This window comes from Bacillus sp. LNXM12-1 (assembly GCF_003004375.1).
Classification (GTDB): Bacteria; Bacillota; Bacilli; order Bacillales; family Bacillaceae; genus Bacillus.
On sequence record NZ_PVWX01000002.1, the window covers coordinates 771,065 to 785,835 of the forward strand.

Sequence of the window (14,771 nt, forward strand, 5' to 3'; positions counted from 1 at the left end):
TTCTCTGATATGCAATTTATGTTATCAGCTCAAATCATTTTAGATAGAAAGTTGTCAACTAATATCACAAACAAACAGAGCGTCAGGACAAAATCACGTACCGTCAGTCATCTTCATTCAGAATTACGGGCAAATATGATATGTTGTAGACAGAAGAATTTCTTTCAGAAATATGGGTATCACAAGAGAAAAAGGCTTTCATGTGAGGAAGCCGTCTATACATGAGAGTGGCAAGAGGTGAGAAACATGATTTATATCGGATTAACTGGCTGGGGAGACCATGACAGTCTTTATCCGCCGAAAATCGGCAGCGCTCAAAAGCTGTTTCACTATTCATCAACGTTTCCCATTGTGGAGCTGGATGCCAGCTTTTATGCGGTTCAGCCTGAGCGTAATCATGAAAAGTGGATCAAGGATACGCCAGATACCTTTCAATTTGTCGTGAAAGCATATCAAGGAATGACCGGGCATCAGAGGGGCGAAATTCCGTTTGCTTCGAAGGAAGAGATGTTTGACGCATTTATTCTTTCATTGACTCCGCTCATTCGTGAAGGGAAACTAGCCATGGTTCTGTTTCAATTTCCACCATGGTTTGATTGCAAAAAAGAGCACGTCCACTATTTAAGATGGTGTAAAGAGAAGATGGGTGACATTCCATGTGCCCTCGAATTCCGTAACCGCACATGGTTCTCAGATGAATTTTATGAGCAGACCTTGTCCTTTATGGAAAAAGAAGGATGGATTCATTCTGTTTGTGATGAGCCGCAAGTTGGAGAAGGCTCCATTCCGCCAGTCATACAAGCTACGCACCGTGATAAAACATTGGTCCGTTTTCACGGAAGAAATAAACAGGGCTGGCTTCACCCAGCAGACCATGAGAATTGGCGTGAAGTGCGATACTTATATTTATATAATGAAGCTGAATTAAAAGAGTGGAAAAAGAATCTCGACATTCTGCATCAGCAATCAAAAGATGTCTATGTCGTGTTTAATAATAACTCCGGCGGAGATGCAGCGGCGAATGGCCAGCAGATGATTGATTTGCTGGATATTACGTATTCAAGCCTTTCTCCGAAGCAGTTAGATTTATTTAGTTAATTGAGAGCTGCGGCTTTCAACCTGAATGACGGTTCAGTGACAACTTGAGGGAGAGATCAACATGCTGCAGAAGCTATGGTTATATCATACAAACGACTTGCACAGCCACTTTGAGAACTGGCCAAAAATCGCAGCTTATATTGAAGAAAAGCGTCAAGTTCACGATCAGATGCTCTTGTTTGATATTGGCGACCATATGGACCGAGTGAACCTTGTGTCAGAAGCTGATTATGGAAAGGTAAACGTCAAGCTCCTCAATCAGCTTGGCTATAACGGGGTCACGATTGGGAATAATGAAGGCATTACGCTGCCTCATGATCAGCTGGATCAATTGTACGAGCATGCACAATTTCCAGTGGTCCTGTCTAATTTATTTGAGAAAGGCAAAAGGCCATCGTGGGCAAAGCCCTATCATATGATCCAAATGGAAAACGGACTGAAAATATGTCTCTTAGGCGTGACCATTGCGTATACACCCGTCTATGAAAAGCTGGGCTGGGACATTACAGATCCGTTTGACAGCATACGGGTCATGCTGCAGGAAGTGAAGGGACAGGCGGATGTCATTGTGCTCTTATCCCATCTTGGTATCATCCATGATCGGGAGGTCGCCCGTGATTTCCCTGACATCGACATCATCCTAGGCTCGCACACGCATCATTTGTTAGAACAGGGTGAAATGAACAATGGGGTGCTGCTTGCATGCGCTGAAAAGTATGGGCATTATATTGGCTGTGTCGAGCTGACAATTGACATAGCGCGCAAAGAGCTGATCGAGAAAAAAGCAACGGTGCAGTCAGTGGATCAGCTGATCAGTGAATCAGATGAAGCCATCACTACCTTACAGCAAGCAGAAAGAAGAGCCAAAGCCCTCATGCAGGAAAAAGTAACAGCGATTGAGTCAAGGTTAGAAACGAAGTGGTTTGATGAATCCCCGCTTCCGCAGCTCTTAACAGATGCCATTAAAGATTGGTGCGGGGCAGATATCGGCATGATGAATGCAGGTATGGTGCTTGATTCATTAGAGGCAGGAATCGTGACAAGAGAAGAAGTCCACCGAATCTGCCCGCATCCCATTAATCCCATTCGGGTGACGCTTACCGGTCAACAGCTCATCGAAACCGTTCGGCGTGCCTGTGAAGAAAAAATGGAACAGCTGCGCATCAAGGGCTTCGGCTTTAGAGGTGAGCTGATGGGGAAAATGCTGTATAGCGGCCTCACCTTTACAGTAGAAGAAGGCGAAACCAAACGGGTAAAGGATGTCTTTGTACATGATCAATTGATCAAAAAGGACGCTTCCTATACGGTTGGCACAGTCGATATGTATACATTAGGCTCTCTATTTCCTCATATCCGTGACCATGAACACATTGAATATTTCATGCCGGAATTTTTACGTGATGTGCTTACTTGGCGCCTGAAGGAAACCACATGAAATCCGCTTTAGCCTAACAACACTCGCCCTCTTGTCACATAGATTGTGATGAGAGGAGTGAAGGGATTTGGTGAATTTAACACCTATTAAAATTGATGAACATTCCTTTACAGCCGTCACCGTCAAACTACCGAAGACGAATTTTATGGCGGTGACAAATGAACATGGGTATATTATGTGCGGTGCACTGGATGTCGGGCTCTTAAATGAAAAACTTGCAGATAGAGGAATTATCGCAGGGAGAGCAGTTGGTGTGAGGACCATTGAGCAATTGCTTGATGCCCCTTTAGAATCTGTGACATACGCCGCAGAAGCGCTAGGCATTACAGCTGGAACCAATGGAAGAGACGCATTATTAAAAATGGTGAAATAAAAATGGATAGATGATTCCTATCCCCCCGCCTGTCTGCATACACTTGTAGTGGAGAAGGGGGGATTTTTTATTGAGAATGAACCGCCGTTATCGCCCCTATAAAAAGGGCCCTTTGCCATTTCGATACGTCATGCTGCTTGCAATCTTATTCTTTGTACTCTCAACCGTCATTAGTCTATTTTTTATTAACCGTTCAATTAAACCAACCCTTATTCACATTGCTGAACTAGAAACAGAGCGTATCGCCAATCATCTGATTCAATATTCTGTTCAAGACTTTGCAGACGATCAGGAGAATATGAAGGATATGGTGGTCATGAATACAAGTGAGAACGGAAAAGTAACGACCATCGATTTTAATGCGCAGGCAACATCGAAAGCAATGGCTGATCTGTCACGTCATCTTCAAAAAAATTTAGAGGACATTGAAAAGGGGAACTTTCAAAAAGAGGCAAAAGAAGCGTTAAAGGATCAAACAGATGGACATGACGGCATTATATATAACATTCCGCTTGGGCAAGCGTCCGGAAATGCACTCATCGCCAATCTAGGGCCAAAAGTGCCTGTACGCTTTAGTGTCATTGGTGACCCGCATACGGACGTTGAAAAAAATATTAAGCCCTATGGCATCAACAATGCCTTGATTGATATTAGTGTTCTGATCGAGGTCAAGGTGAGAGTCATCATCCCGTTTGCATCTGAAACAATCGTGGTCAAGAACTCAGTTCCCGTCTCCATACAAGCCGTTCAAGGGGACGTACCAGATTATTATAACGGCAGTGGAACAAACTCAGGCGCTCCATCGATTGTTCTCCCAGAGAAAAAGGAGAAGAAAGAATAATGAAAAACAGCCCAAGGAATGATTGGGCTGTTTTTTTATTTGCGTTTCCGCTCAGCTCTTTCCCACGCCCTTAAATGAGGGTATGGATCAAATGACCATTCAGTTCTGCCGTTGTCTTTATACATGCCATAGTGAAGATGCGGCGGAAATTTTCCTGCTGTGCCTGGGGGGCCATAACCGGAGCTTCCGACAGATCCAATGACCTGTCCGGGTTCAACAATTTGACCTGTTTTGAGTCCTTTTGCAAAGCCATTTAAATGAGCGAAGTAATGATAATGATTATGAATATCTCGAATACCAATCCGCCAGCCGCCAAAGCGGTTCCAGCCTTTCATTTCAATCACGCCATACGATGTCGCACGAACGGGAAGTCCATAATGGGCAAATAAATCCGTGCCCTCGTGAATTCTTCTGCCTCCAAATCCTCTTGCATCTCCCCATGTGCTCCGGTAGCTGTAGTCAGCTCCAACCGGAAGAGGGAAAGCATGCTTTCCGAGGTCAAGATGGCCATAGTGCTGATATAGCTTCATAAAAGATGAAATGATTCCAACGGTTTGATCTCGGCCATAATAGTCCCATAAAGCAATTTTTAATTGATCAATGCTGCTGCCGTAATGAAGCAAGTATTGAGCAAACGTGAATAATACATCCTCATCGTCATCGCTGTTCGCTTTTCCATCCCCGTTTCCATCAAGTCCAATTCCATCAAACACTTTAATGCTTAAAGGAGAGGTATCCTGCTTATTCGGGTTTTCAGGGCCGATCCACATTTCCCGGGGAATGTAGATACCAATGATGCCTTTTTGTTTCGGTAAATCTCTTCTGCTTTTTCGAATATTGTGCTCATACTGATCAACCGCAGCAAGTACATACCATGGAACTTGTGTCGTGATGGCGACTTTTTCGTATAGTGCCATTCGCTGCTTCAGTACATCTGGCTGCTTGCCTTCCCCTTGTGCATGAACAGGTAAAGGAAGCATTGAAAGAGCGATCATGATGGCTAAAACCACTTTCACAAACGTCCATCTCCTTTCATCAAGCATCGTCTTCTACCGTTTAGTGTGGTTAGATCATCCTATTTCATAAGAAGAAAATGTTAGTAATTTTCTTCTGATTTTTTTAGGAGGCTTTTGGGTATTTTTGCAGCTCATTCCCTTGTTGTTCAATCTGTACTATGTTAAAGTGTCTAAAGAAAAGGCTTTAGGCCGAAGATTCAATTTTTTGCAGCTTCTTAGCTGCATCCATCGTATATAGCAGGAAGATTTTTGTAGATGCACCTTTAACGAATTCATATGGAGATGATGGAATTGGCAAAGAAGGAAGAGCACGTAAGAAAACCGGACTGGCTTAAAATTAAGCTGAATACGAATGAAAACTATACCGGTTTGAAAAAAATGATGCGGGAAAACAACCTGAATACCGTTTGTGAGGAAGCAAAATGTCCGAATATCCATGAATGCTGGGCGGTGAGAAGAACCGCTACATTTATGATCCTTGGATCTGTTTGTACGCGCGCATGCCGTTTCTGTGCGGTGAAAACAGGACTTCCAACTGAGCTTGACCTGCAAGAGCCAGAACGCGTGGCAGATTCAGTAGCCTTAATGAACTTAAAGCACGCTGTCATAACAGCGGTTGCAAGGGATGATCAAAAGGATGGCGGAGCAGGTGTGTTTGCTGAAACCGTTCGTGCCATTAGAAGAAAAAGCCCATTCACGACAATTGAAGTTCTCCCTTCAGACATGGGCGGCAATTACGATAATTTGAAGACGTTAATGGACACACGTCCTGATATTTTAAATCACAATATTGAAACAGTTCGCAGATTAACGCCAAGGGTTCGTGCACGTGCTACATATGATCGTTCATTAGAATTCTTGCGCCGCGCAAAAGAAATGCAGCCCGACATTCCAACGAAATCAAGCATTATGATTGGACTAGGTGAAACGAAGGAAGAAATCATTGAAGTCATGGATGATCTTCTTGCGAGCAACGTGGATATTATGGCGATTGGTCAGTATTTACAACCTTCGAAAAAGCATTTGAAAGTTCAAAAATACTACCATCCGGATGAGTTTGCAGAGCTGAAAGAAATTGCGATGTCAAAAGGCTTTAGCCATTGTGAAGCTGGACCGCTTGTGCGCTCTTCCTACCATGCAGATGAACAAGTAAACGAAGCGTCTAAAAAGCGTCAGGCGCAAGCATAACAAAGAAAACGCCAGAGATCTCTGGCGTTTTTTCTCATATTAATTTTGGCCGTAAGGGGCGTTTCTTCTCATGGTACGGTCAGAATTCGTCATACCATTTGCATCTTCTTTCGTAGAAATATCTCCACCTTGAGGGGAATATTTCATTTGTTGAATCGTTTTGGTTAAAATTTGATCAAAATCACGTGAATTGGTTTGAAGACGTGAAAAATTGGCAATGGATTGAAAGTGCTCTGGATAATCAGAGACGTATACATGATAATAACGAGGGAGAACAGAAACCGCCGTTTTCTTTACTTGATCGGCAGATTCATCCCGGTTTTTGTTTCCTGTTCGATATACAATCAGTGCATCCTCATCTGTCACAAGTGTGGCTGCATCTTTGATGTTTGGGAGCTGCACAGTTAAACTTGTAATCACGTGGGCAAGATGCTCGCGATTTAAAGCAGGTGTTCTTTCTTTCTGATCCGTTACTTGCTGGCGCTGATAACGAACATATCCTGCTCTGTTTGTGTCTGCTTCTGGCATGTTGGAATTATTTCCTTCATGACGATCCGATAGACGGATGGTTTTACTTGAAGAATCTTCATCCACTTGCCGGTTCATACCTGATTGAAAGCCGCACCCGCCTAAAAGCATGCTGAGGAGAATCGCGGCTGTCAGTTGTTTCTTCATAAATGTGACCTCCTTTTTTCTTTAGCTTCGGCTAAATCGGAAAAAACATGCTTTAGCAATTGATGGAGTTCTTCCAATGAATTATCATTAAAGATGGATCGTTTAAAAAGAGGTGAGAAGATGATCGTCATTCAGAATGCTACTTTTGATCTTGTAAGAGATATCAAAGACGGTTTTGATGAAGAAGCGTTTAAAGCAAGGTACTCAGATATTTTAAATAAGTACGATTATATTGTGGGGGACTGGGGCTACAATCAGCTGAGACTGAAGGGGTTCTTTGATGACCAAAACCAAAAGGCCACATTTGATACAAAAATCAGCACACTCGATGAATACATTTATGAATACTGTAATTTTGGCTGTGCCTATTTTGTCTTAAAACGAATCAGAAAATAACGCAAAGGGGAGCGTCATGATGTATTTCGTAGACAGAAAAAAAATTGAAGAGACATTACGTTTTTTCGAGGAGCAATATGAGTTGATGCGCAGTCATCAAACATGGACAAGTCCACTAGAGAAAAAAGCGCTGGAACGAATTGTTCATTTGCTCGTCGAATGTATTCTTGATACGGGAAATGATATGATTGATGGCTTTATTATGCGTGATCCAGGAAGCTATGATGACATCATGGATATTCTTGTTGATGAAAAGGTTGTACCCGAAGAGGAAGGCAGTCAGCTGAAAAAGCTTGTCTCGTGTCGTAAAACACTTGTGCAGCAATACCAGGAAGTGGTTCATCACGACTTGCTGCAGGTGATCAGCGAGGTTGAGCATGCGCTAGAGGTTTTCCCAAGCCGCATCCGTACCTACTTGGAGCAGGAGCTTGGCCCAGTATCAGCGTTTAAATAATCCATTGGAGTTGTGAGCATCATGAAATACAAAGGCTACTTAATTGATTTAGACGGAACAATGTATAAAGGAACAGAAAAGATCGAAGAAGCAGGTCAATTTGTTCAAAAGTTAAATGAGCTAAACATTCCTTACTTGTTTGTCACGAATAACTCGTCACGCACGCCGAAGCAGGTAGCAGACAAGCTTGTTTCATTCGATATTCCAGCAACTGAAGAACAAGTCTTTACAACAAGTATGGCGACAGCCAATTATATTGCCGAGCAAAAGAAAGACGCGTCTGTTTACGTTATCGGTGAAGAAGGAATCAAGCAGGCCATTGAAGAAAAAGGGCTAATGTTCGGTCAGGAAGACGCTGATTTCGTTGTTGTTGGAATTGACCGAGACATTACATATGAAAAATTCGCAGTAGGTGCGATTGCCATTCGTCAAGGCGCACAATTTGTCTCAACAAATGGTGATATTGCCATTCCAACAGAAAGAGGACTTCTGCCAGGCAACGGCTCTTTAACATCTGTATTGACTGTCACTACTACGGTCAAGCCAACATTTATCGGGAAGCCAGAATCCATCATCATGGAACAAGCGATGAGGGTGCTCGGGACCGATCTGTCTGAGACGCTTATGGTGGGTGATAACTATGATACGGATATTATGGCAGGGATGAATGCAGGAATGGACACATTACTCGTTCATACAGGCGTGACAACAAAAGAGCTGCTTCAGAAGTATGACAAACAGCCAACCTATGTCATTGATTCATTATCCGAGTGGATTGAGCGATTATCATAAAAAAAAGAGGACAAGCGTTACGCGCGCGTCCTCTTTTTTGCTTTATTCCGCATTTCTCGTACTATGTGCAAGCCTGCTTGATGCTGCAGCAGCAATGGCGCCGACAATGTCATCTAAAAAGGTGTGGCACTCGCCTGTGGATTTATCATTGAGTTTCCCGAGAATCCCTGGTTTTTCTTTATCGATATATCCGTAATTCGTAAAGCCGATCGAACCATAAATATTGACGATAGCAAAGGATAGAATTTCATCAACACCATACAGGCTTTCGTCTGTTTCTAAAATGGACTGAAGCGGCTCGGTTAGCTTTTTTTGCTCGGCTAGTACGTCTAGTTCGACGCCTGTTAATATCGCATTTTGGACTTCTCGTTTTGCGATGACACGCTCCACATTGTGGATGCATTCTGTCATGTCTAAGCCAGGATGATATTTTTCCTGTAAAAAGTAGACAAGGTCTGCTATATCTTGAATGGATACGCCTCGTTCTTGTAAACGGCGTCTTGCTGTTTTTTCTACTTCGTTCATCTCATGATGATGCGGCATATATTCCTCACCCAATCCTCGTAATTTGGTCCACAACGTGTAAAAAGCTTCGGATAGTAAATAGTATTCATAAATCCCTCAACCTGCGACTACGATATGATAAGAGATCGATCATATGAACGCAGGTGAAAACATGAAAGAAACCATTTATCACACATTTGGTATTGATGTGCGTCAATTTATGCCATATGGCAGTTATCAGAGCTTTCAAACGTCGGAGACTCTCTTCATCATTGTTCCTGTGTCTCATTTGCGAGAAGAAGAACTCACAGAGCTGTATCATATCAGTCAGTATTTACTGAATGCCGGAGACCCATACGTCGCTGTGTTTGAATTAACAAATGAAGAGAAGCCCACCTTTACTCATGGAAAGGAACTGTATGCTTTATTAAAGGCAGCACCGCCGATCTCAAGCCGCTCGTTCCAGCAGGCGTCAGAGCTGGCGGCCTTTCATGTCAGGGGAAGAGGGTTTCCATATGAGGTATCTGAAACAAAACGTGTGGGAGCCTGGAAGGAATTGTGGGCAAAACGGTTAGATCAGCTTGAAGGCTTTTGGATGCAGCAAATGCACCAAAAACCACTGGAACAGTTTGAAAAAAAATTCATCGAATCCTTTCCGTATTATCTTGGATTAACGGAAAATGCCATTCAATATTTAGTGGATACTGAGCTTGATGATGAACCGAAGGAATGTGACTCAGGCACTGTCTGCCACCAGCGTTTTTCGCGGAGGACTTGGCCGCATGAGCAGCCGCTTCGTTTACCTGTAGATTGGGTCTTTGATCATCCAACCCGGGATATTGCCGAATACTTAAGAGAAACCTTTGTCCAGCATAAGGAAGATTTAATTGAAGAAGGCTTCTCCTTTCTTCAGCAATATGAGCAGGTGACACCTCTTTCTTCCTTTTCTAAGCGTTTGTTATACAGCCGCTTGTTGTTCCCGCTTCATTATTTTGAAATTGTGGAAGGCTACTACATGTCAGGAGAAAATGAAAAATCATATTATGAAGAGCGGTTAGATTACATCCTAAATGATGCCAATCGCTATGAATACTTTCTGAAGGTCTTTCAAGAAATGAGTGCCATGCGAAGCGGCGAGAGCCCGATACCGTCAGTTGGCTGGATCACAGGTCCAGGGATTTGAAGTTTCAGTGAACAGATGAAACGTCTCTTTTCTCTTGAGGCGTTTTTCGTTATGCTTAAAGAAATCAATCAAAGGAGTGTTCTTCTTGCCGAAACCTTATGTCTATATCACAAGAAAGCTGGATGAAGCATCACTTACACCATTAAAAGAAGTCGCTCATATTGAGATGTGGCCGAGCGAGGATGAGCCATGTCCAAGAGAAGAATTAGAAAAACAAGCAGCTCAAGCGGATGCGCTTCTCACCATGCTGTCAGATCAAGTAGATGAAGCCCTTTTATCAAAAACTCCAAATGTTAAGGTGATCGCAAACCTTGCTGTTGGCTATGACAATATTGATCTTGAGGCCGCTGAAAAGCGCAATATCACTATTTGTCATACACCGGATGTATTAACAGAATCCACGGCTGATTTAGCCTTTGCCCTTCTGATGGCGTCAGCCAGACGGATTGTCGAGGCGAGTGATTGGATTAAGGAAGGAAATTGGACAGGCTGGGGGCCTCTTCTTCTTGCCGGCGCTGATATTCATCACAAAACCCTTGGAATTGTTGGCATGGGCAGCATCGGAACAGCGCTTGCCAAGCGGGCAGCAGGCTTTGACATGAAGGTGCTGTACCATAACCGGTCAAGAAAGCCAGAGGCAGAAGCGCAGCTCGGCGTGACTTATGCGCCATTTGAGGAACTGCTTACGCAGTCTGATTTCATCGTCTGTCTTACCCCTTTAACCCCGGAAACAAAAGACATGTTTAATGAAAAAGCATTTGATCTGATGAAGAACTCAGCCTATTTTATTAATGTATCAAGAGGACAGACTGTGGATGAGGATGCTTTATATGAGGCGGTCACGACAGGAAAAATTGCCGGAGCCGGTCTGGATGTATTTAGACAGGAACCTGTCAGCCCGTCTCATCCGTTAACAACATTACCTAACGTCACGGTTCTCCCTCATATTGGAAGTGCAAGTGTCGAAACGAGAAAAACAATGATGCGTTTGTGTGCTGAAAATATTGCGCTTGTCTTACAAGGTCAGCAAGCCAAAACGCCGGTTCGTTCATCATATAAGGCTCCCTGAGTTTCGGGAGCTTTTCTGACAAAAATATTTTGAAAATATAGAATCTTGATATAAATAGCTGTTAAGCGGTTTCATTCTGACAATCTCTTATTTTATTACCTTGTCAAAATGAGGATACCCCTTTATAATGTGTGTACATTGAATGTCTGTGTTAGGTTAACAAATGTCTTTTTAGAGAGGACATTGACGGAGAAAGGTGGAATTTCAGGTGAAGGCAATTCGAGTTGGACTATTAGGATTAGGAACAGTGGGGAGCGGTGTCGTCAAGATTATCCAAGATCACCAGGATAAATTAATGCACCAGATCGGCTGTCCGGTATTAATACAAAAAGTGCTTGTGAGCAATCCCGATAAAAAGAGAGATGTGGATGTGGCAAGAGAGGTCTTCACAACTGAAGTATACGATGTGATTAGAGATCCAGAGGTCGACGTCATTATTGAAGTGATGGGCGGCATTGAAGAGACAAAACAATATTTAATAGATGCGTTAAATGAGAAGAAGCATGTCATTACAGCCAATAAAGATTTAATGGCGCTTTACGGAACAGAGCTTTTACATGTTGCGAAAGAAAATGGCTGTGATCTTTATTATGAAGCAAGTGTAGCCGGAGGAATTCCGATTCTGCGTACGCTGGAGGAAGGATTGGCCTCTGACCGAATTACGAAGATGATGGGGATTGTGAACGGTACAACGAATTTTATTTTAACGAAAATGAACGTCGATAAAAGCGCATATGAAGATGTCTTAAAAGAAGCGCAGGATCTTGGCTTTGCAGAAGCAGACCCGACAGCTGATGTAGAAGGACTTGATGCAGCAAGGAAAATGGCGATTCTTGCAAGACTCGGCTTTTCCATGAATGTGGAATTAGAGGATGTAAAGGTCAGAGGCATCTCTGACGTGTCTGATGAAGACATTAATTTCAGTAAACGATTTGGCTACACAATGAAGCTGATCGGAATTGCCCAGCGGGACGGAGAAAAGGTAGAAGTCAGTGTCCAGCCAACTTTACTCCCTGATCACCATCCGTTATCATCGGTCAACAATGAATTCAATGCGGTGTATGTCTATGGGAGTGCTGTAGGGGAAACGATGTTTTACGGACCTGGAGCTGGAAGCCTGCCAACGGCAACCGCTGTTGTATCAGACTTAGTCGCAGTGATGAAAAACATGCGCCTTGGCGTGAACGGAAGCGGATTTATCGCACCGCAGTTTGAGAAAAAGATCAAATCGCCATCGGAAGTATTTGCTCAGCAATTCTTAAGAATTCATGTCAGAGATCAAGTCGGGGCATTCTCCCGCATTACATCTATTTTTTCTGAAAGAGGCATCAGCTTTGAAAAGATCCTTCAGCTTCCTGTGAAAGGGCATGATGAGCTGGCTGAAATTGTGATTATTACACACCGGACCTCAGAAGAAGATTTCTCAAATATCCTGCAAAAATTAAACGATCTCGACGTGGTGGTTCAAGTGAAGAGCACGTACCGAGTAGAAGGGAACGGTTTAAGCTGATGAAGTGGAATGGACTTATTGAGGAATTCCAAGAATTCTTACCAGTAAACGAATCAACACCAAAACTAACATTAAATGAAGGGAATACACCGCTGATCCACCTTGCCAAACTTTCGGAAAAGCTGGGGGTTGAGCTTCATGTGAAAACAGAAGGCGTCAATCCAACAGGCTCTTTCAAGGATCGTGGAATGGTCATGGCTGTTGCAAAGGCAAAAGAAGAAGGCAATGATACGATCATGTGTGCTTCGACAGGGAATACCTCTGCGGCGGCAGCGGCTTATGCAGCCCGTGCTGATATGAAATGTATCGTCATCATTCCAGACGGGAAAATTGCCTTCGGGAAGCTTGCACAGGCTGTGATGTACGGAGCAGAGATCATTGCGATTGACGGCAACTTTGATGATGCGCTGAAAATCGTCCGCAGCATCTGTGAAAAAGCGCCGATTGCTCTTGTTAACTCTGTCAATCCGTACCGAATTGAAGGACAAAAAACTGCGGCATTTGAAATCTGTGAGCAGCTAGGCTCGGCCCCGGACGTACTGGCGATTCCTGTTGGAAATGCAGGGAACATCACCGCCTACTGGAAAGGCTTCAAGGAATACCATGAGAAAAAAGGAACTGGACTGCCAGTCATGCGCGGCTTTGAAGCAGAAGGTGCAGCAGCAATCGTACGAAATGAAGTGATTGAACAGCCAGAAACAGTGGCAACTGCCATCCGTATCGGAAATCCAGCGAGCTGGAAGCAAGCTGTGGCAGCCGCAGATGAATCAAACGGAAAGATTGATGAAGTGACTGACGAGGAAATTCTTCATGCATATCAATTGATTGCACGTGAAGAAGGCGTGTTTGCAGAACCGGGCTCTTGTGCGTCTATCGCAGGTGTGCTAAAGCAGGTGAAATCCGGAGAAATCAAGCCAGGCAGTAAAGTTGTTGCGGTATTAACAGGCAACGGATTGAAAGATCCGAATACGGCAATTGATATTTCACAAATCAAGCCGGTCACACTCGATGCAGATGAAGATCAAATTCTTGAACACTTAGAAAAGGCCGCGCGCGTATGAGTAAAGCCTCCATGCTTTTTACAATCACAGTACCGGGAAGCACTGCCAATTTAGGACCAGGCTTTGATTCAGTTGGAATGGCGCTCAGCCGCTATTTAAAGCTATCGGTCTATGACCATGATAGCTGGCTGTTTGAAGCAGAAACAGATGTCGTGTCCGGGATTCCATCAGGCACCGACAACCTAATTTATCAAACAGCCAAAAAGGTCGCAGATCACTTTGGAAAAACACTCCCGCCTGTTTATGTCAAAGTGTGGAGTGATATTCCATTGGCACGGGGGCTGGGAAGCAGTGCTGCTGCAATTGTGGCAGCCATTGAGCTGGCCAATCAGCTTCTCGAATTAAATATGACAGATGATCAAAAGCTCTTTTTTGCAAGTGAGGTAGAAGGTCATCCAGATAATGCGGGTGCTTCTTTATTCGGCGGTTTACTGATTGGTCTTCATGAAGAAGACCAGACACATGCCGTCAAAGTGCAGCATGTGGATATAGATGTTGTCGTCGTGATTCCTTTTTATGAAGTGCTGACAAAGGATGCCCGTGATGTCCTGCCAGAGGATCTTTCCTATAAACATGCTGTCAGTGCGAGTGCTGTGAGCAACGTGCTTGTAGCGGCATTAATGACGCAAAACTGGCCGCTTGTTGGAGAAATGATGAATAAGGATTTATTTCATCAGCCTTACCGCACAATGCTCGTCCCAGAGCTGTCGAAGGTAGAGCATGTCGCTTCGCTAAAAGGAGCGTATGGAACGGCATTAAGCGGTGCTGGACCGACGATCTTAACCTTAGTTGAAAAAGGGAAGGGAGAAGCGCTGTTAGAACAGCTTGCCCAAAACTTCCCGCATTGCGAAGTAGATTTGCTGACGGTACCGGTAGAAGGTGTTGTCGTGGAGCATGATCCTGTCAATCAAGTAAAGAACGTGCTGTAAAAATGCACGTTACCAGCGTGTAGACAAACCCTCGCATTCGGTGTCAGTCCTGCGTGCTGGTGCTCACGAATGTCAAATTCGCTCCGTGCCAGTACTCGTCCTTCCTAGACTGCAAAGGTTTTCTATCACGCTGAAAAGAAGAAAAAGAGCTAAAATAAAGATCATTTTAGCCCTTTTTCAATAATCTGAGAACGTGCTGTAAATCTGCACGTTCTTTTTTTATCCTTGTTTTTATAGGAAGAAGCAG

General features: G+C 43.7%; 16 protein-coding genes. 13 read left to right on the forward strand and 3 right to left on the reverse strand.

Annotated elements, in window-relative coordinates; translation table 11 throughout:
* Positions 1–246: 246 nt before the first annotated feature.
* From C6Y07_RS11370 to yunB, 4 genes are all read left to right on the forward strand, one after another.
* Positions 247–1,098, forward strand: a complete 852-nt coding sequence (locus tag C6Y07_RS11370; protein WP_034659883.1) for a DUF72 domain-containing protein — start codon at positions 247–249, stop codon at positions 1,096–1,098.
* Between the two features lie 61 nt (positions 1,099–1,159).
* A complete protein-coding gene (locus C6Y07_RS11375) occupies positions 1,160–2,533 on the forward strand; it encodes a bifunctional metallophosphatase/5'-nucleotidase (RefSeq protein ID WP_106036540.1) in 1,374 nt (457 codons plus the stop codon).
* Between the two features lie 67 nt (positions 2,534–2,600).
* Entirely contained in the window at positions 2,601–2,906 is a 306-nt protein-coding gene (locus tag C6Y07_RS11380) for a YunC family protein (RefSeq protein ID WP_066030445.1), read from the forward strand.
* A 76-nt stretch (positions 2,907–2,982) separates the two neighbouring features.
* Complete coding sequence (gene yunB / locus C6Y07_RS11385; RefSeq protein ID WP_034282711.1) at positions 2,983–3,747, forward strand: sporulation protein YunB; 765 nt, start codon at positions 2,983–2,985, stop codon at positions 3,745–3,747.
* Positions 3,748–3,782: 35 nt separating this feature from the next.
* Here the strand turns inward: yunB and C6Y07_RS11390 are convergent, their stop codons facing one another.
* Positions 3,783–4,727 (reverse strand): M23 family metallopeptidase, encoded by a 945-nt coding sequence (locus C6Y07_RS11390; RefSeq protein WP_223250433.1) that lies wholly within the window; start codon positions 4,725–4,727, stop codon positions 3,783–3,785.
* A gap of 327 nt (positions 4,728–5,054) precedes the next feature.
* Between C6Y07_RS11390 and lipA the strand changes: the two genes are divergently transcribed.
* A complete protein-coding gene (gene lipA, locus C6Y07_RS11395; protein WP_034660686.1) occupies positions 5,055–5,951 on the forward strand; it encodes a lipoyl synthase in 897 nt (298 codons plus the stop codon).
* 39 nt (positions 5,952–5,990) lie between these two features.
* On the opposite strand, the gene C6Y07_RS11400 is transcribed toward lipA, so the two are convergent.
* Positions 5,991–6,626 (reverse strand): YhcN/YlaJ family sporulation lipoprotein, encoded by a 636-nt coding sequence (locus tag C6Y07_RS11400; RefSeq protein WP_106156694.1) that lies wholly within the window; start codon positions 6,624–6,626, stop codon positions 5,991–5,993.
* A gap of 120 nt (positions 6,627–6,746) precedes the next feature.
* Between C6Y07_RS11400 and C6Y07_RS11405 the strand changes: the two genes are divergently transcribed.
* From C6Y07_RS11405 to C6Y07_RS11415, 3 genes are read left to right on the forward strand one after another with little or no spacing between them, the layout of a single operon-like run.
* A complete protein-coding gene (locus C6Y07_RS11405; protein ID WP_003213192.1) occupies positions 6,747–7,022 on the forward strand; it encodes a YutD family protein in 276 nt (91 codons plus the stop codon).
* A gap of 19 nt (positions 7,023–7,041) precedes the next feature.
* Complete coding sequence (locus C6Y07_RS11410) at positions 7,042–7,476, forward strand: DUF86 domain-containing protein (protein ID WP_034659878.1); 435 nt, start codon at positions 7,042–7,044, stop codon at positions 7,474–7,476.
* 18 nt (positions 7,477–7,494) lie between these two features.
* Positions 7,495–8,268 (forward strand): TIGR01457 family HAD-type hydrolase, encoded by a 774-nt coding sequence (locus C6Y07_RS11415; protein WP_106036583.1) that lies wholly within the window; start codon positions 7,495–7,497, stop codon positions 8,266–8,268.
* Positions 8,269–8,310: 42 nt separating this feature from the next.
* Here the strand turns inward: C6Y07_RS11415 and C6Y07_RS11420 are convergent, their stop codons facing one another.
* Positions 8,311–8,811: a phosphatidylglycerophosphatase A family protein gene (locus tag C6Y07_RS11420; protein ID WP_060597240.1), complete on the reverse strand. Its 501-nt coding sequence runs from the start codon at positions 8,809–8,811 to the stop codon at positions 8,311–8,313.
* 115 nt (positions 8,812–8,926) lie between these two features.
* Between C6Y07_RS11420 and yutH the strand changes: the two genes are divergently transcribed.
* The 5 genes from yutH (at position 8,927) to thrB (ending at position 14,524) form a co-directional block, all read left to right on the forward strand.
* Positions 8,927–9,955 carry a spore coat putative kinase YutH gene (yutH, locus tag C6Y07_RS11425; RefSeq protein ID WP_106072113.1) on the forward strand — a complete coding sequence of 343 codons (1,029 nt, stop codon included), beginning with the start codon at positions 8,927–8,929 and terminating at the stop codon, positions 9,953–9,955.
* An 85-nt stretch (positions 9,956–10,040) separates the two neighbouring features.
* Complete coding sequence (locus C6Y07_RS11430) at positions 10,041–11,024, forward strand: 2-hydroxyacid dehydrogenase (RefSeq protein ID WP_106048239.1); 984 nt, start codon at positions 10,041–10,043, stop codon at positions 11,022–11,024.
* A 208-nt stretch (positions 11,025–11,232) separates the two neighbouring features.
* Positions 11,233–12,534: a homoserine dehydrogenase gene (locus C6Y07_RS11440; RefSeq protein WP_034659873.1), complete on the forward strand. Its 1,302-nt coding sequence runs from the start codon at positions 11,233–11,235 to the stop codon at positions 12,532–12,534.
* Entirely contained in the window at positions 12,534–13,595 is a 1,062-nt protein-coding gene (gene thrC, locus C6Y07_RS11445) for a threonine synthase (protein WP_066030449.1), read from the forward strand. Before C6Y07_RS11440 ends, thrC begins: the two co-directional genes overlap by 1 nt.
* Positions 13,592–14,524, forward strand: coding sequence for a homoserine kinase (gene thrB, locus C6Y07_RS11450; RefSeq protein ID WP_066030450.1), 933 nt, complete (start codon positions 13,592–13,594; stop codon positions 14,522–14,524). Before thrC ends, thrB begins: the two co-directional genes overlap by 4 nt.
* The last annotated feature ends 247 nt before the right edge of the window (positions 14,525–14,771 follow it).